12 protein-coding genes are annotated in these 13,033 nt (G+C 63.9%); 2 read left to right on the top strand and 10 right to left on the bottom strand.

The annotated features are described in order from the left end of the window. Window positions 1-61: 61 nt before the first annotated feature. The 10 genes from AC0L2D_RS06155 to AC0L2D_RS06110 all read right to left on the bottom strand — a co-directional run bounded on the left by AC0L2D_RS06155 (window position 62) and on the right by AC0L2D_RS06110 (window position 11,628). Window positions 62-1,102 (bottom strand): branched-chain amino acid ABC transporter permease, encoded by a 1,041-nt coding sequence (locus AC0L2D_RS06155; RefSeq protein WP_473540600.1) that lies wholly within the window; start codon window positions 1,100-1,102, stop codon window positions 62-64. A gap of 3 nt (window positions 1,103-1,105) precedes the next feature. Further along, window positions 1,106-2,005: a branched-chain amino acid ABC transporter permease gene (locus AC0L2D_RS06150; RefSeq protein WP_032898718.1), complete on the bottom strand. Its 900-nt coding sequence runs from the start codon at window positions 2,003-2,005 to the stop codon at window positions 1,106-1,108. Continuing rightward, complete coding sequence (locus AC0L2D_RS06145; protein WP_473540599.1) at window positions 2,002-2,937, bottom strand: ABC transporter ATP-binding protein; 936 nt, start codon at window positions 2,935-2,937, stop codon at window positions 2,002-2,004. Before AC0L2D_RS06145 ends, AC0L2D_RS06150 begins: the two co-directional genes overlap by 4 nt. A 112-nt stretch (window positions 2,938-3,049) precedes the next feature. Then, on the bottom strand, window positions 3,050-4,150 hold the full coding sequence (gene sfnG / locus AC0L2D_RS06140; RefSeq protein WP_473540598.1) for a dimethylsulfone monooxygenase SfnG: 1,101 nt from the start codon (window positions 4,148-4,150) through the stop codon (window positions 3,050-3,052). Window positions 4,151-4,311: 161 nt separating this feature from the next. After that, on the bottom strand, window positions 4,312-5,772 hold the full coding sequence (locus tag AC0L2D_RS06135) for an FAD/NAD(P)-binding protein (protein ID WP_473540597.1): 1,461 nt from the start codon (window positions 5,770-5,772) through the stop codon (window positions 4,312-4,314). Continuing rightward, entirely contained in the window at window positions 5,769-6,941 is a 1,173-nt protein-coding gene (gene ssuD, locus AC0L2D_RS06130; protein ID WP_473540596.1) for an FMNH2-dependent alkanesulfonate monooxygenase, read from the bottom strand. The genes AC0L2D_RS06135 and ssuD overlap by 4 nt, the downstream gene beginning before the upstream one ends. Window positions 6,942-7,182: 241 nt before the next feature. Further along, window positions 7,183-8,121 (bottom strand): sugar ABC transporter substrate-binding protein, encoded by a 939-nt coding sequence (locus AC0L2D_RS06125; RefSeq protein ID WP_013528163.1) that lies wholly within the window; start codon window positions 8,119-8,121, stop codon window positions 7,183-7,185. Window positions 8,122-8,135: 14 nt separating this feature from the next. Continuing rightward, complete coding sequence (locus AC0L2D_RS06120) at window positions 8,136-9,131, bottom strand: ABC transporter permease (RefSeq protein WP_473540595.1); 996 nt, start codon at window positions 9,129-9,131, stop codon at window positions 8,136-8,138. Next, window positions 9,131-10,129 carry an ABC transporter permease gene (locus AC0L2D_RS06115; protein WP_245268583.1) on the bottom strand — a complete coding sequence of 333 codons (999 nt, stop codon included), beginning with the start codon at window positions 10,127-10,129 and terminating at the stop codon, window positions 9,131-9,133. Before AC0L2D_RS06115 ends, AC0L2D_RS06120 begins: the two co-directional genes overlap by 1 nt. Beyond that, the gene (locus AC0L2D_RS06110; RefSeq protein WP_473540594.1) at window positions 10,126-11,628 is read right to left on the bottom strand and encodes a sugar ABC transporter ATP-binding protein; all 1,503 of its coding nucleotides are present in this window, start codon (window positions 11,626-11,628) and stop codon (window positions 10,126-10,128) included. Before AC0L2D_RS06110 ends, AC0L2D_RS06115 begins: the two co-directional genes overlap by 4 nt. A gap of 324 nt (window positions 11,629-11,952) precedes the next feature. On the opposite strand from AC0L2D_RS06110, the gene AC0L2D_RS06105 reads away from it, so the two are divergent. Then, window positions 11,953-12,627, top strand: a complete 675-nt coding sequence (locus AC0L2D_RS06105; protein ID WP_013528167.1) for a GntR family transcriptional regulator — start codon at window positions 11,953-11,955, stop codon at window positions 12,625-12,627. Between the two features lie 19 nt (window positions 12,628-12,646). Then, window positions 12,647-12,976, top strand: a complete 330-nt coding sequence (locus AC0L2D_RS06100) for an L-rhamnose mutarotase (protein ID WP_063169853.1) — start codon at window positions 12,647-12,649, stop codon at window positions 12,974-12,976. Window positions 12,977-13,033 lie beyond the last annotated feature (57 nt).

Here is a 13,033-nt window from a genome sequence, read left to right as displayed (position 1 = left end):
CGAGGTACTCCCGGTATGGGCCGTCTTGTTCGGCCCCTTGTTCATTTTCGGATGCATCAGCTCAAGTCGACTGCCAGGCGAACAGGAGCCGTCTTCGGACCCTGTCCCACAGCGCCACCAGCCCGTCGGGTTCAAGGATCAGAAACAGGATGATGAGCGCGCCCAGAACGATGCGCTGGCTCATGTCGAGCACGCCCGAATCGAAGAGATCGCCGAGCAGGAAGCCGCCGAGGCGCGACAGAGCGAGCGGGAAAACCACGATGAGGGCGGCGCCGAAAAACGCGCCGCGGATCGAAGCCAGCCCGCCGACGATGATGATGAACAGGATTTGGAACGACCGATCGAGATCGAAGCCGTCCGGCTCGACGGTCCTCAGGTAGGCGAAGGCCCAGATGACGCCTGCGACGCCGATGATGAAGGACGAGATGGCGAAGGCCAGCAGCTTGGTCTTCAGCACCGGGATGCCGATGATGCGGGCGGCGGTTTCATTGTCGCGGATGGCGATGAAGTTGCGCCCGGTCTGCGACGAGACCAGCCGATGGGCAAGGAAGGTCAGGACGGTGACGATGGTCAGTGCAAAGAGATAGCGACCGATGGCGCCGTCGAGCGCGAAACCTGAGATCGACAGTCTCGGCGCGTCGATGACGCCTGACGCCGAGTTGTTGGAGAACCAGCTGAACTTGGTCAGCGCCCATTGCACGAAGAACTGCGCGGCAAGCGTCGATACTGCGAGATAAAAACCCCTCAGCCGCAGGCTGGGCAGGCCAAAGACGATGCCGATCGCGGCGGCGACGATGCCGGCCAGGAAGATGCTGCCGATCAGCGGCAGGCCCTCGACGCGCAGGTCGAAATTATAGGCGGCGAAGGCGCCCGCCGCCATGAAGGCGGCACTGCCCAGCGAGACCTGGCCGGCATAGCCGGTGAGAATGTTCAAGCCCACGCCGGCGAGGCTGAGCGCCAGGAACGGCAGCAGGATGGCCTCGAACAGATAGCTTGAGCCGATCAGCGGCACGACACCATAGGCGAAGGCGAGCAGCAGGACCGGTACGACCCATTTCGGCAGCACCGGCGCGGCGGCGAAATCGCTTGTTATCGCGGTCATCGTTCAGATCCTCTCAACGAGCTTCTGGCCGAACAGGCCGGAAGGGCGGATCAGCAGGAAGACGAGCGCGACGACATAGGCAAACCAGCTCTCGATGCCGCCGCCGAAATAATCGCCGATATAGACCTCGGCGAGCTTCTCACTGGCGCCGATCAGAAGCCCGCCGACGATGGCGCCGAGGATGGAATCGAAGCCGCCGAGCACCAGCACCGGCAGCGCCTTGAGCACCACCAGCGACAGCGAGAACTGCACGCCAAGGCGTGCGCCCCAGAGCAGTCCCGCCACCAGGGCGACAAGGCCGGCGGCAGCCCACACGGTGGCCCAGATCAAGGGCAGCCTGAGGCCGACCGCGAGGGCCGCGAACTGGTCGTCGGCAACGGCGCGGAAGGAGAGGCCGATGCGGGTGTAGCGGAAGAACAGCGACAGCAGGAGGACCATGCCGGCGGCAACCACCGCGGCAAAAATGTCGAACTGGCTGATCAGCACGCCGCCGATTTCCAGCGGCACGTCCTCGATGCCGAGATCGAGGCCGTGGACCTGCGTGCCCCAGATCAGCTGGGCGGCGCCCTCGATGATGTAGGACAGGCCGAGCGTCGCCATGAACAGTGTGATCGGCGGCTTGTTGGTCAGTGGCCGCAGCACCGTGCGCTCGATGGCGACACCCATCGCAACCATGATGGCGAAGGTGACCGCCAGCGCCAGCGCGAACGGAATACCGCGCTCGACGAGGCTGACGAAGGTGAGTGCCGCAAACAGCAGCATCGCGCCTTGCGCGAAATTGAGCACGCCCGAGGTCTTGTAGATGAGCACGAAGCCGATCGCGACAAGCGAATACATGACGCCTGAGAGCAGGCCCCCGACGAGCACTTCGATGAAGAATTGGTAGTCGAAATCGGCGATCATATGCCTGCCCCGTCCTCATTGTCCGAGGCGACGCCGAGATAGGCATCGACGACGCGTTGGTCGTTCCTGACTTCATCGGGCGTGGCGTCGGCGATCTTGCGGCCGTAGTCGAGAACGGCGATGCGATCGGACAGACCCATGACGACGCCGACATCGTGCTCGATCAACACCACGGTGGTGGCGAAACGATCGCGCGCGGCACGGACGAAAGACGCCATCTCGCTCTTTTCGCTCGCTGTCATGCCGGCCATCGGCTCGTCGAGCAAAAGCAGGCGCGGCGCGGCCACCAGCGCGCGGGCCAGTTCGACACGCTTCTGCAGCCCGTAAGGCAAGGTGCCGACAAGACGGTCGCGAATGGCGGTGAGATGGAGGAATTCGAGGATCTGTTCGGCACGACTGCGTGAATCGCGCTGCTCGCCACGCGAGCGGCCGATGCCGAGCACCTGGCCGGCAAAGTTGGAGCGAACCTTGTAGGCAAGGCCAGAGGCGACATTGTCGAGGACGCTTAGGCCCTTGAACAGTGCGAGATTCTGGAAGGTTCTGGCGACGCCGAGATGGGCCAGCCGCTGCGTCGGGACCTGGGCATAGGAGGTACCGTCGAGCTGGACATGGCCGCGATCCGGCCGGTAGACGCCGCTGATGACGTTGATCAGCGAACTCTTGCCGGCGCCGTTCGGGCCGATGATGGCACGGATCTCGCCTTGGCGGACCGATAGGTCGATATCGGCCAGTGCCACGACGCCGCCAAAGGACAGGCTGATGCCCTGAAGCGAAAGCAACGCTGAGGCATCGCCGGCAACGGCCCCTGCCGGCTTGGCGACATCTTCGAACGACTGCTCCGGCCGTGGGCCTGACGGCAGGCCGCGCGCAAAGACCTCCGGTGCATAGGCGGAAGCCTCCATCACTCCGAGCGTATAACTGGGCAACGGCATTCCAATCGTCCTCGATTAGGCGCGCAAAGACCTATTGCCGCCCGACGGATCAGCGCGCCGGGCAAGCTCCATGTGTGCAGGCCGGCGCGTGTCCGGCGTGCCTATGGGGTGACTATTCCGCCGCCAGCGACGCCGCCGCCTCGGCGTCTTCCAGTTCGCGAACGAGCGGGATGACATGCTTGCCGAAATACTCGACCTCTTCCTGGAAGTGCAGGAAACCGAGCAGGATGAGATCCGCACCCGCGCGCTTCAGGTCGACGACGCGTTGAGCGACCTGCCTGGGGGTGCCGATCAGGTTCGAGCGGAAACCGTCATTGTACTGGACCAGATCGTCGAAGGACGATTTCGCCCAATTGCCCTCACCTTCCGGCGAGGCCTTGCCGGCATTCTTGACCTCATGGCCAAAAGCATTGACCGCGTCGGGATTGGCCTCGGCGATGATTTCGGCGAGCACCGCCCTGGCCTCGTCCTCGGTCTCGCGAACGACCGCGAAGGCGTTGACGCCAACTTTGACGGAATGGTTATTGGCCTTCGCCTTGACCCTGATATCATCGACCTGCTTGGCGATCTCGGCCGGCGTGTTGCCGTTGGTGAAGTACCAGTCCGAGACGCGCGATGCCATGTCGCGCGCGGCGCGCGACGAGCCGCCCTGGAAGATTTCGGGTATTTGCGGCGGTTTCGGCTTCAGCGAATACTCATTGAAGCGGTAGAAATCGCCACGGAAGGTGAAGCTGTCTTCAGTCCATATTCCGCGCAGCGCACGGATGAATTCCTCCGAGCGGCGGTAGCGCTCGTCATGGTCGAGCCAATGCTCGCCGATGGCGTGGAACTCGCCGCGGAACCAGCCGGAGACAAGGTTGATCGCGACGCGGCCGTTGGTCAGGTAGCTGATGGTGGCGATCTGCTTGGCCGCCAGCGCCGGGTTCCATGGTCCTGGCAGGATCGCTGCGATGACCTTGAGCGTCGTGGTCGCCGCCAGCAGATCATGGCTGAACGCCACCGATTCATGCTGTTCGTCGGCGCCGTAGCCGGCCGTGAAACGTATCTGGCTAAGCGCGTAGTCGAAGCCGGCCTTCTCGGCGATCTGCGCCAGCTTGCGATTGTACTCGGCAGAATGGTTGGTGCGCTGCTCGATGTTGGAAATCACCAGGCCGCCCGAAACATTCGGCACCCAGTAGGCGAATTTGATCGGATCGGCTTCTGCATGTGCCATGAACTGTCTCCCATTCAGGCCGTGTCGTTGATCGCTCCGGTCGCGCCGGCTCCGATATTTATTATGTTTATAGAATATATATACAAAGAAGGATTTTCCGTTTTTGGGGCGCTCTTGGGACGGAAATACCAATTTTCGCTGCCGAACCCGGCCCGCAGGTGTCAGCCCACGTGTGGACGGTGCGCGGCATTGACGCCAATGGCCTGCGCTGACGGCAGCGTTACCAGCAGCCTGGCTATTTCAACCGCGACCGTCTGGGCATGGCGGGCGACTTCCGGCAGACCCATGAGCTCGCCGAAAGTCCCTCTTGCCAGCGGGCCGGCGACCAGGAGTGTCGCGACCGCCGCGCCGTCCCGGCCGATCGCGCGGCTGTCGGGACCTGTCTCGATGCCAAGCCCATATTGGTCCGTCCTGATCAAGCCGGCTTCCGCCAGCGAGCTTAGCGCCGGGTTCAGCTGCAGCGCCTGCCCATGGGCCGGACCGGTGGTGTTGATGACGGCAGCGAAGCGCATCGTCTCGATCCGGGTCTGCCCGCGCCGTTGAAAGCTGACAGCCAGGCTGCCGTCCTCGTCGTTCGACGCGACAAGCCTGGCGGCAATGGTGTCGACTGTACCGGCGGCATGACGCCGGTCGAGCACGGCGGCGACCTGCGGCGCGATCCTGAAGCGATGCACGTCCCAGAACACGCGCAGCTGGCGCACCAGCCTTGCCCGCTCCGGCGGCGCAAGTGCAGCCCATAGCACCGGCCCCTGGAGGCGCAGCTGATCGAAGACCGACTGCCAGTTGACATTGGCGGCGCGCGCGGCCGCCAGCGTCGCGCGAATGGTCTTGAGCAGGCCTAGCGCCGTCGTGGCCGGCGCGGATGCAAAGTCGCCAAAAGGCTCGCCCCTGATATCCGGGTGGCCGCGCGAGCGCAGGCCGCGGCGCGACAGCGCGAGGATACGGCCGCGATGGCCACGGCGGTCGAGTTCGGCGACCATGTCGGCCGAGGTCAACCCGGAGCCGACGATCAGCACCGACGCCTCCGGCCCGATCCCTGAAAGCGCGGCGGAAGCGTACGGATCGGCGACGAAACCTGGCGCTTCCGTCAGCGAGGCCAGCGCGTTGGGAATTCCGGGCCGCGGATGCGTCGCTGCCAGGACGAGGATATCGGCGACGACCGGTCCGGCAGAGGTGTGCACGGTCCAGCCCGCGCCACTGGCATCGCGTGTCACGCGTGTGGCGGAACCTTCGACATGATGGACAAGGCCGGAACCGAGATACGGCGCCAGATGCTCGGCGACGTAGTGGCCGAACACGCGACGGCGCGGAAAAGCGTCGCCGTTCTTCCAGATGGCATCCGGGTCGTGTTCGAGTTCTCCGCTGCCAGCCAACCAGCGTGCAAAATGCTGCGGATCATCGGGAGCCATGCTCATCCTGACTGCGGGGACATTGACCCGGTGCGACGGTTCCTCGCTGGAATAGGCCAGGCCGCCGCCGAGCGCTGGTCGCGGCTCGATGACGGAAATCGACAGGCGCTTCGATTGAGGTGCCCGCGCCAGATGCCAGGCCACCGCCGCGCCGGAAAAGCCGCCGCCAAGGATGGCGACGCGCAACCGGCGGGCCGGAGGGAGCGCGTTCACGAGGCGCTGGCGAGCGATTTCGGCCGGTGGTCGCCGGCGATGGTCTCGCCGAACGGACCGGTGTTGACGGACGAGCCGGCGGCTTTTACCGGATGGTCGGTCGGCAGTTTCGGCAGCACCAGTTCGCCGAAGCGATAGGCTTCTTCCAGATGCGGATAGCCGGACAGGATGAAGGTATCGATGCCGAGGCGCCGGTACTCGTCGATGCGCTCGGCGATCGTGTCGGGGTCGCCGACAAGGGCAGTACCGGCACCGCCGCGCACCAGGCCGACGCCTGCCCACAAATTGGGCGCGATCTCGAGCTTGGCACGATCGCCGCCATGCAATGCGCTCATCCGCGCCTGCCCGACCGAATCCATGCGCGCAAAGACTTTTTGGGCCGAGGCGATCGTCGTGTCGTCGAGGCGGCTGATCAGCCTGTCGGCAGCGGCCCAGGCCTCCTCGGTGGTTTCGCGGGCGATGACATGCAGCCTAATGCCGAAAGAGAGCTTGCGGCCGGCCTTCTGCGCCAGTTCACGCACCCTGTCCAGCTTGCGCTCGACATCGGCAGGCGGCTCGCCCCAGGTCAAATATTTGTCGATCTCCTGCGCCGCCACCGTCGACCCGGCATCGGACGAACCGCCGAAATACAGCGGCGGGTAAGGCGTCTGCACCGGCGGAAACAGCAGCCTTCCGTCCTCGATGTGGAAATGCTTGCCGTCATGCTCGACCGTCTCGCCGCTCAGCACCCGCTTGTATATGCGCAGGAACTCCTGCGTCACCTCATAGCGTTCGGCATGCGACAGGAAAATGCCGTCGCCCTTGTTCTCCAGCGGATCGCCGCCGGTGACGACGTTGATCAGCAGGCGGCCATTGGAGATGCGGTCCAGCGTCGCAGTCATGCGCGCGGCCAGCGTCGGCGACTGCAAACCGGGCCGCACGGCGACAAGGAAACGCAAGCGTTCGGTCATCGGCACAAGAGCCGATGCGATCACCCAGGAATCCTCGCACGAGCGGCCGGTCGGCAACAGCACGCCATAGTAGCCGAGCGTGTCGGCCGCCTTCGCCACTTGCGTCAGATAGGGCAGATCGACCGATCTGCCGCCCTCGGCCGTGCCGAGATAGCGGCTGTCGCCATGCGTCGGCAGAAACCAGAGCACCTTGATACGGTCTGGAATGTGCTTGCTCATGGCCTGTCTCCCGTCGCCCGACGGAGGCGGCCGGAGATGCCTGCTTTGGTTGACGGCGAGCGCAAAAAGGTAGGCATGGCGTGGTCCTGTCCGGGTGGAAACCAGATCGCCAGTGCAGATTGCTTATTCCACAAACTCTGTAGAGTTAGTTTATTCCAATTTTGTTGCCGCTATTAGAATTTCTCTCCCCAAGAAATCGGCGGCGAGGCCGACCCGAGTGCAGCGGGCCGCCCTTCCTGCATCAGAACGCTGGTTCGACCGCGTTGACGTTGTCCTTGGTGACGACTGTCAGCGGGATCGGCAGCCGGTCCTTGACCTCCTTGCCCTCGATGATCTCGGCCATCGTGTTGATCGCCAGGCGGCCATCCTCGACGGGCGACTGGACGATGGTCGAGTACATCTCATTGGTGCGGATCGATTCGAACGCATCCTTCTGGCCATTGATGCCGACGATCGGCGGTGCGGCCTTGGAGGGGTTCGCCTCTTTCCATGCGTCGATGAAGCCGCGGGCCATCGTGTCGTCATTGGCGTAGACACCGCTGATCTGGTCGCCGAAGCGTGTGATCAGATCGCGGCTCACCACCAGCGCCTTTTGCTGGTCGAAGTCGGCGTTGACCGTGTCGAGCACGTTGATCTCGGCATTGGTTTCCTTGAGACGGTCGGTGAAGCCGCTGACGCGGCCGATCGTGGTGCCGTTGCCGGCCTGGCCGGCGATGATGACGACGGAGCCCTTGCCGCCCAGCGCCTTGCTCAGCGAGTCCGCCGCCAGCTTGCCTTCCTCATAGACATCAGGCCCGGTGAACGACTTGATGAACGGCTTGGCATCGTCGCTCATCGGCGAATTGATGAGGATCGCCGGAATGTTCGCCTGCTGCGCGCGCGCCAGCCCCGGTATGTATGCCTGCGGGTCGAGCGGCCACAGGATGATGCCGTCGACCTTGCGCGCAACGCAGGTGTTGAGCTGCTCGGTGCCTTTCTGGACATCAAAATCCTGGCTGAGGCTCAGGATCTCGATGCCGAGTTCCGCAGCGCGCGCCTGAAGCGCCTTGTTGGCCGGCGTCGCGTAGGCATGCGAATCCGCTGCCGTCACGTAGCAGACCGTCTTGGCGCTGGCCCAGCCCGTCGATGCCAGCACAGCCGCCATGGCGGCGACGTGAAGCATGCTTTTCTTGCCAATCATGTGTTTCCTCCCAATCATGTGGTTCCTCCTTGAGTGATTGGATTGTCGCGAACGAGCGCCGGGCGCGTGCCCGGAGCCCTCCCCTTGGTGGTAACGGCCCGATCGAGCACGACGAGCAGGATCAGGATAAGCCCGGACACGACCTGCTGGACGTATGCGGGAACGGACTGGAACTCCATCGCGATGGTCAGCGAGCCGATCGTCAGCACGCCGCCGAGCGTGCCGAGCGCGGATCCCTTGCCGCCTTCGAGACGAGTCCCGCCGACAACGACCGCGGCAATGACGGCGACCGTCAGTTCCGAGCCGAAGACAGGCGAGCCGGTGTTGGTGACGAGGCTCTGGAGAATCCCCGCCAGGCCGGCAAGCGTGCCGGCAAAGACAAAGCCGAGAAAGACGGTACGGTCCGAGGCGATACCGCTTTCCTTGGCAGCCGCCGGGTTGGACCCCACCGCAAAGACGTTGCGCCCAGGTATGGTGCGCGTCAGCCAGAAATGCAGCAGCACGATCAGGGCGATGAACAGCACGCTGCGGAGGGTGAAGACATCGAGATAGATCTTGGCCAGCGCCAGGGAGAGCATGATGTCGGTTCCGGTCACCGGCTGGCTGTTGGTGATCCAGTGCGCGAGTGAGCGGAAGATCAGCATCGTCGCGAGCGTCAGCACGAGCGAATTCACCTTCAGGCCGACGACCAGCATGCCGTTGATGGCGCCTGCCAGGGTACCGACCAGGATGCCGACGATCGCGGCAGGCAGGATGCCGATCTCTCGCTGCAGGATGACCGATACGATGCCGGCCAGGGCAAACACGGCGCCACCGGAGAGGTCGATCTGGCCCGATATCAAAAGCACCGTCAGGCCGACCGCGATCAGGCCGATCGTCGCCGCCCGGTCGAGACCGAGGCCGAGCGTCGATGCCGAGAGGTAGCCGGGGACCAACAGCGCGGAAATGACGAGCGTCAGGCCGAGAATGATGACGACGCGATGCTGCGAGACAAGCGAAAGAAAACGCATCACGCCACGCCCCGCTTGCGCAATGCCGCATCCATGCCGACGGCACCGACGATCAGGATGCCGAGCAGGAAACCCTGGATTGGCGTGCGCACACCGTCGAGCACCATGACGTTGGTCAGCAGTTGCACGAAGATGAGGCCGGCAATGGCCCGCGGCACCGATCCGAAGCCGCCGACGATCGACACGCCGCCGACCACCACCGCCGTGATGGCGCTGAATTCGTAGCCGCCGCCGATGAGCGGCCGCGCGCTCTGCAGCGTCAGTCCGAGCAGGCCGCCGCTGATGCCGGAAGCCAGTGCGGTGATCACGAAGGCGCCAGCCTTCACGGCCCGCACCGGAACCGCACTAGCCTCGGCGGCGCTGTAATTGCCGCCGGTGGCGAGCGTCCATCTACCCCAGAAGGAGCGGGACAGGACGAAATGGCCGACAAGGGCGATGACCAGGAAGATCAACACCACGACCGGAATGCCGAACAGCCGGCCCTTGGCGAATTCGGCTGAGGCGGGATTGCTGCCATAGACGATGACCCCGCCGACAGCCGCTTGGACGATGCCCAGTCCGATCGTGCCAACGCCGAGCGTGGCAATGATGGGATTGATGCCGACATATCCGACCAGGCCCCCGTTGAGCAGGCCTATGAGGCCCGCGAGACCCACCGCCAGCAGGAACGCCGGCAGCGGCCCGATCATCGGCTGCAGCCCGAGCGACAGGATGGCGCCGCAGGCGATGGTGGCCGGCACCGACAGGTCGGCCAGGCCGCCGACCACGAGCACGAAGGTCATGCCGACGACGACGATGCCAACGATAGACATCGAGGTCAGGACGTTGAGCAAATTGCCTGACGTGAAGAAGGCGGGGCTGACGAGGGAGCCGTAGAGCATCACGGCGACGATGGCGAAGGCGAGCCCCGCCTTCGACAGGACATCGACAAGCCTGCTGCCACGCGTAAAGCGGTCGTTGCGGTTCACGCCACCGATCTCCATGGCCGCTTCGCTCAAGCCATCTTCTCCCCGGTGGCCAGCGCCATGATGCGCTCCTCGCTCAATTCGCTGCGCAAGAGAGGCTCGGAGGCATAGCCATCGCGCATCACCACCACGCGGTCGCAGACTCCGAGGATTTCGGGCAGTTCCGACGAGATCATCACGACCGCCATGCCGCCGGCGACGAGTTGGCCGATGATGTGGTGGATCTCGGCCTTGGCGCCGACGTCGACGCCCCGCGTCGGCTCGTCGAGGATCAAGGCCGAAGGTTTGGCGGCAAGCCATTTGGCGATGACCGCCTTCTGCTGGTTGCCGCCCGACAGAAGGCTGATGCGCCGTTCGCCGTCGGGCGGTGAAATCGAAAACTGCTTGACCGAATCCCGGGCAAGCGCGCGATCGGCGCTGCGGCTGATGCGCCCGAAACGGGTCAGGCGGCGCAGGATGGGCAGGCTGATGTTTTCCCGGACCGACATTCCAGGCACGACGCCATCGCCCTTGCGATCTTCCGGAACATAGGCAATGCCTGCCCTGACCGCCTGGGATGGCGAGTTGATCGAGACCTCGCGTCCGTTGACGCTGACCGTGCCCTCGACAAGCCGCGACAGGCCGAAGATTGCGCGGGCAACCTCGGTGCGGCCAGCGCCCACCAAGCCGGTCAAGCCCAGTATCTCGCCGGCGCGCACTTCGAAGCTGACATCGCGGAAGCGCTGTCCGTCGCTGATATGCTCCACGCGCAACACGGACTTGCCGATCGCGGCCGGACTTTTCGGGAAGACATTGCTAACTTCGCGACCGACCATCAGCCTGATCATATCGGCAGCCTTTATGCCCTTGATCGGACGCGTCTCGATCATTGAGCCATCGCGCAGCACCGTCACCTCATCGGCGATTTCGAGCACCTCCTTCAGCCGATGGCTGATGTAGACGATGGCGATGCCGTCATCGCGCATCTTGCGCAGGATCCGGAACAGCGCCGCCGTCTCATGCTCGCTGAGGCTGGATGTCGGCTCGTCCAGCACGATGATCCTCGGCTGCGCCGCATAGGCCTTGGCGATCTCGACGAGCTGCTGCTGGCTGATAGAAAGGTTGCCGAGCCGTTCACGCGGATTAATGGCCGCTCCGAGCTCGTCGAGGACGGCAGCCGCCGCCCTGACCATCTCGCGCTTGCGCAGAAAGGTCCATTTGCCGGGCATGCGGCCGAGATAGACGTTCTCGGCGACGGTCAGGTCGGGGACCAGATTGATTTCCTGGTGCACCATGCGGATGCCGAGCGCCTGGGCGTCGGCGGGCCGGCGCATGCGCACCTCGGCGCCACCGACTTTGATCGTGCCGCTGGTGGGCGCGTAGGATCCGTTGAGGATCTTCATGAGCGTCGATTTGCCGGCGCCGTTCTCACCCACGACCGCATGAACGGTGCCGAATTTCACGGCAAAATTGACGTTGGACAGAGCCTTCACGCCTGGAAAGTTCTTGCTGATGCCTCGCATATCCAAGGCGCAATCGGCGGCGACGGTCATATCTGGCTAGGTTCCTCCTGGCGGCCGGCCGGTGCGCTACATCGGCCTTCGATATGTTAGTATAATAGCGCTGCAAACGCAGTTCGGGCTTCTTCGAACAAGCTTGAATGGCCTGCGCTGTTGAAGATCCAGGCCTCAGTCCCGGACTGAATTTTCTATCGTTCATCCTCACTATTGCACTAATATAACAGTTCTGGCAAGCTGGATTCCGGCGGGTCGTCATGACGTCGTGCGTCACCGGCCCCCACGCTTGTATTGGATGCGTTCCAATTGACATTCTAGTATTATCTGGCCATTTCTGGTGAACGAAGACACGGATTTGCAATGGACCTGGATCCTTCGACGCTCAATCGGGCTCTTCCGCTCCGCGATCAGATCTACCACAAGATCCGCAACCTGATCGTCGTCGGGCAGTTGAAGCCGGGAGAGGTCATCAACGAGGTCGCCATCGCGGAGGCCCTGGGGGTGTCTCGCACCCCCGTTCGCGAAGCGGTCAAGCGCATCAGCGACGAGGGCCTGGTCAAGATCCTGGCGCAGACCGGCACCTATGTTGCTCCGATCAGCCGGGCCGACCTGGAAGAAGCCTATGTCATCCGGCGGGCACTGGAGATGGAAAGCGCCCGACGCGCGGCCGCCAAGTTCACGGCGGCAGCCAGCGAATTGCTGGAAGACAACATGGCGGCGCACCGGCTTGCCATATCCCGCGGCAGATATGCCACCGCGATACAACTCGACGATGTCTTCCACCGCACCATAGCCGAGATCTGCGGCCTGCCGATGATCTGGAGAGCCGTCGACATCTCGAAGGCACAGATGGATCGCGGGCGCTATCTCGCTATCCCAAGACCGGGTTATGGCGAACAGACGATCGAGCAGCACGAGGCCATTTTCGACGCGCTGAAGCGCCACGACGCCGAGGGTGCGGCACGGGCCATGGAACATCATCTCGAGACGTCGTTCCGCAACACGCTCGAAGTCGCCGCCGACCTTCTCGGCTGAAGCCCCGCGAGCAACCAGCATGCAAAGAATGGGACTTTGTATCGGCGTGAAAGCCGAGGCGATCGCGGACTATAAGCGCGTCCACGCCGCCGTCTGGCCCGAAGTGCTCGACGTCATCAGCCGCGCCAACATCCGCAACTATTCGATCTTCCTGCGCGAACCGGAGAACCTTCTGTTCGCCTGCTGGGAGTATCACGGCAGCGACTTCGCCAGGGATGCAGCGCGGATGAGCGAGTCGCCGGCCATGCGCAAATGGTGGGAACTGTGCGACCCCATGCAGACGCCGCTGCCGACGCGCGCCGACGGCGAATGGTGGGCGGCCATGGGAGAGGTCTTCCATCTCGATTGACCAGAACGTTATCGGGCAGTCGCTTCCCGGATATGCCCCAACGACGTGGCGACCGGT

It is taken from the genome of Mesorhizobium sp. WSM4833, from assembly GCF_055811095.1.
Note: the sequence above shows the minus strand (reverse complement) of the source record. Positions and strands in the feature narration are given on the sequence as shown.

Excerpts from the sequence above, each read along its gene's own strand:
- sfnG (WP_473540598.1), bottom strand. The coding sequence starts at position 4,150 with ATGGCACATGCAGAAGCCGATCCGATCAAATTCGCCTACTGGGTGCCG.
- ssuD (WP_473540596.1), bottom strand. The coding sequence starts at position 6,941 with ATGAGCAAGCACATTCCAGACCGTATCAAGGTGCTCTGGTTTCTGCCG.
- AC0L2D_RS06150 (WP_032898718.1), bottom strand. The coding sequence starts at position 2,005 with ATGATCGCCGATTTCGACTACCAATTCTTCATCGAAGTGCTCGTCGGG.
- AC0L2D_RS06105 (WP_013528167.1), top strand. The coding sequence starts at position 11,953 with ATGGACCTGGATCCTTCGACGCTCAATCGGGCTCTTCCGCTCCGCGAT.
- AC0L2D_RS06145 (WP_473540599.1), bottom strand. The coding sequence starts at position 2,937 with ATGCCGTTGCCCAGTTATACGCTCGGAGTGATGGAGGCTTCCGCCTAT.
- AC0L2D_RS06120 (WP_473540595.1), bottom strand. The coding sequence starts at position 9,131 with ATGCGTTTTCTTTCGCTTGTCTCGCAGCATCGCGTCGTCATCATTCTC.
- AC0L2D_RS06100 (WP_063169853.1), top strand. The coding sequence starts at position 12,647 with ATGCAAAGAATGGGACTTTGTATCGGCGTGAAAGCCGAGGCGATCGCG.
- AC0L2D_RS06110 (WP_473540594.1), bottom strand. The coding sequence starts at position 11,628 with ATGACCGTCGCCGCCGATTGCGCCTTGGATATGCGAGGCATCAGCAAG.
- AC0L2D_RS06155 (WP_473540600.1), bottom strand. The coding sequence starts at position 1,102 with ATGACCGCGATAACAAGCGATTTCGCCGCCGCGCCGGTGCTGCCGAAA.
- AC0L2D_RS06125 (WP_013528163.1), bottom strand. The coding sequence starts at position 8,121 with ATGATTGGCAAGAAAAGCATGCTTCACGTCGCCGCCATGGCGGCTGTG.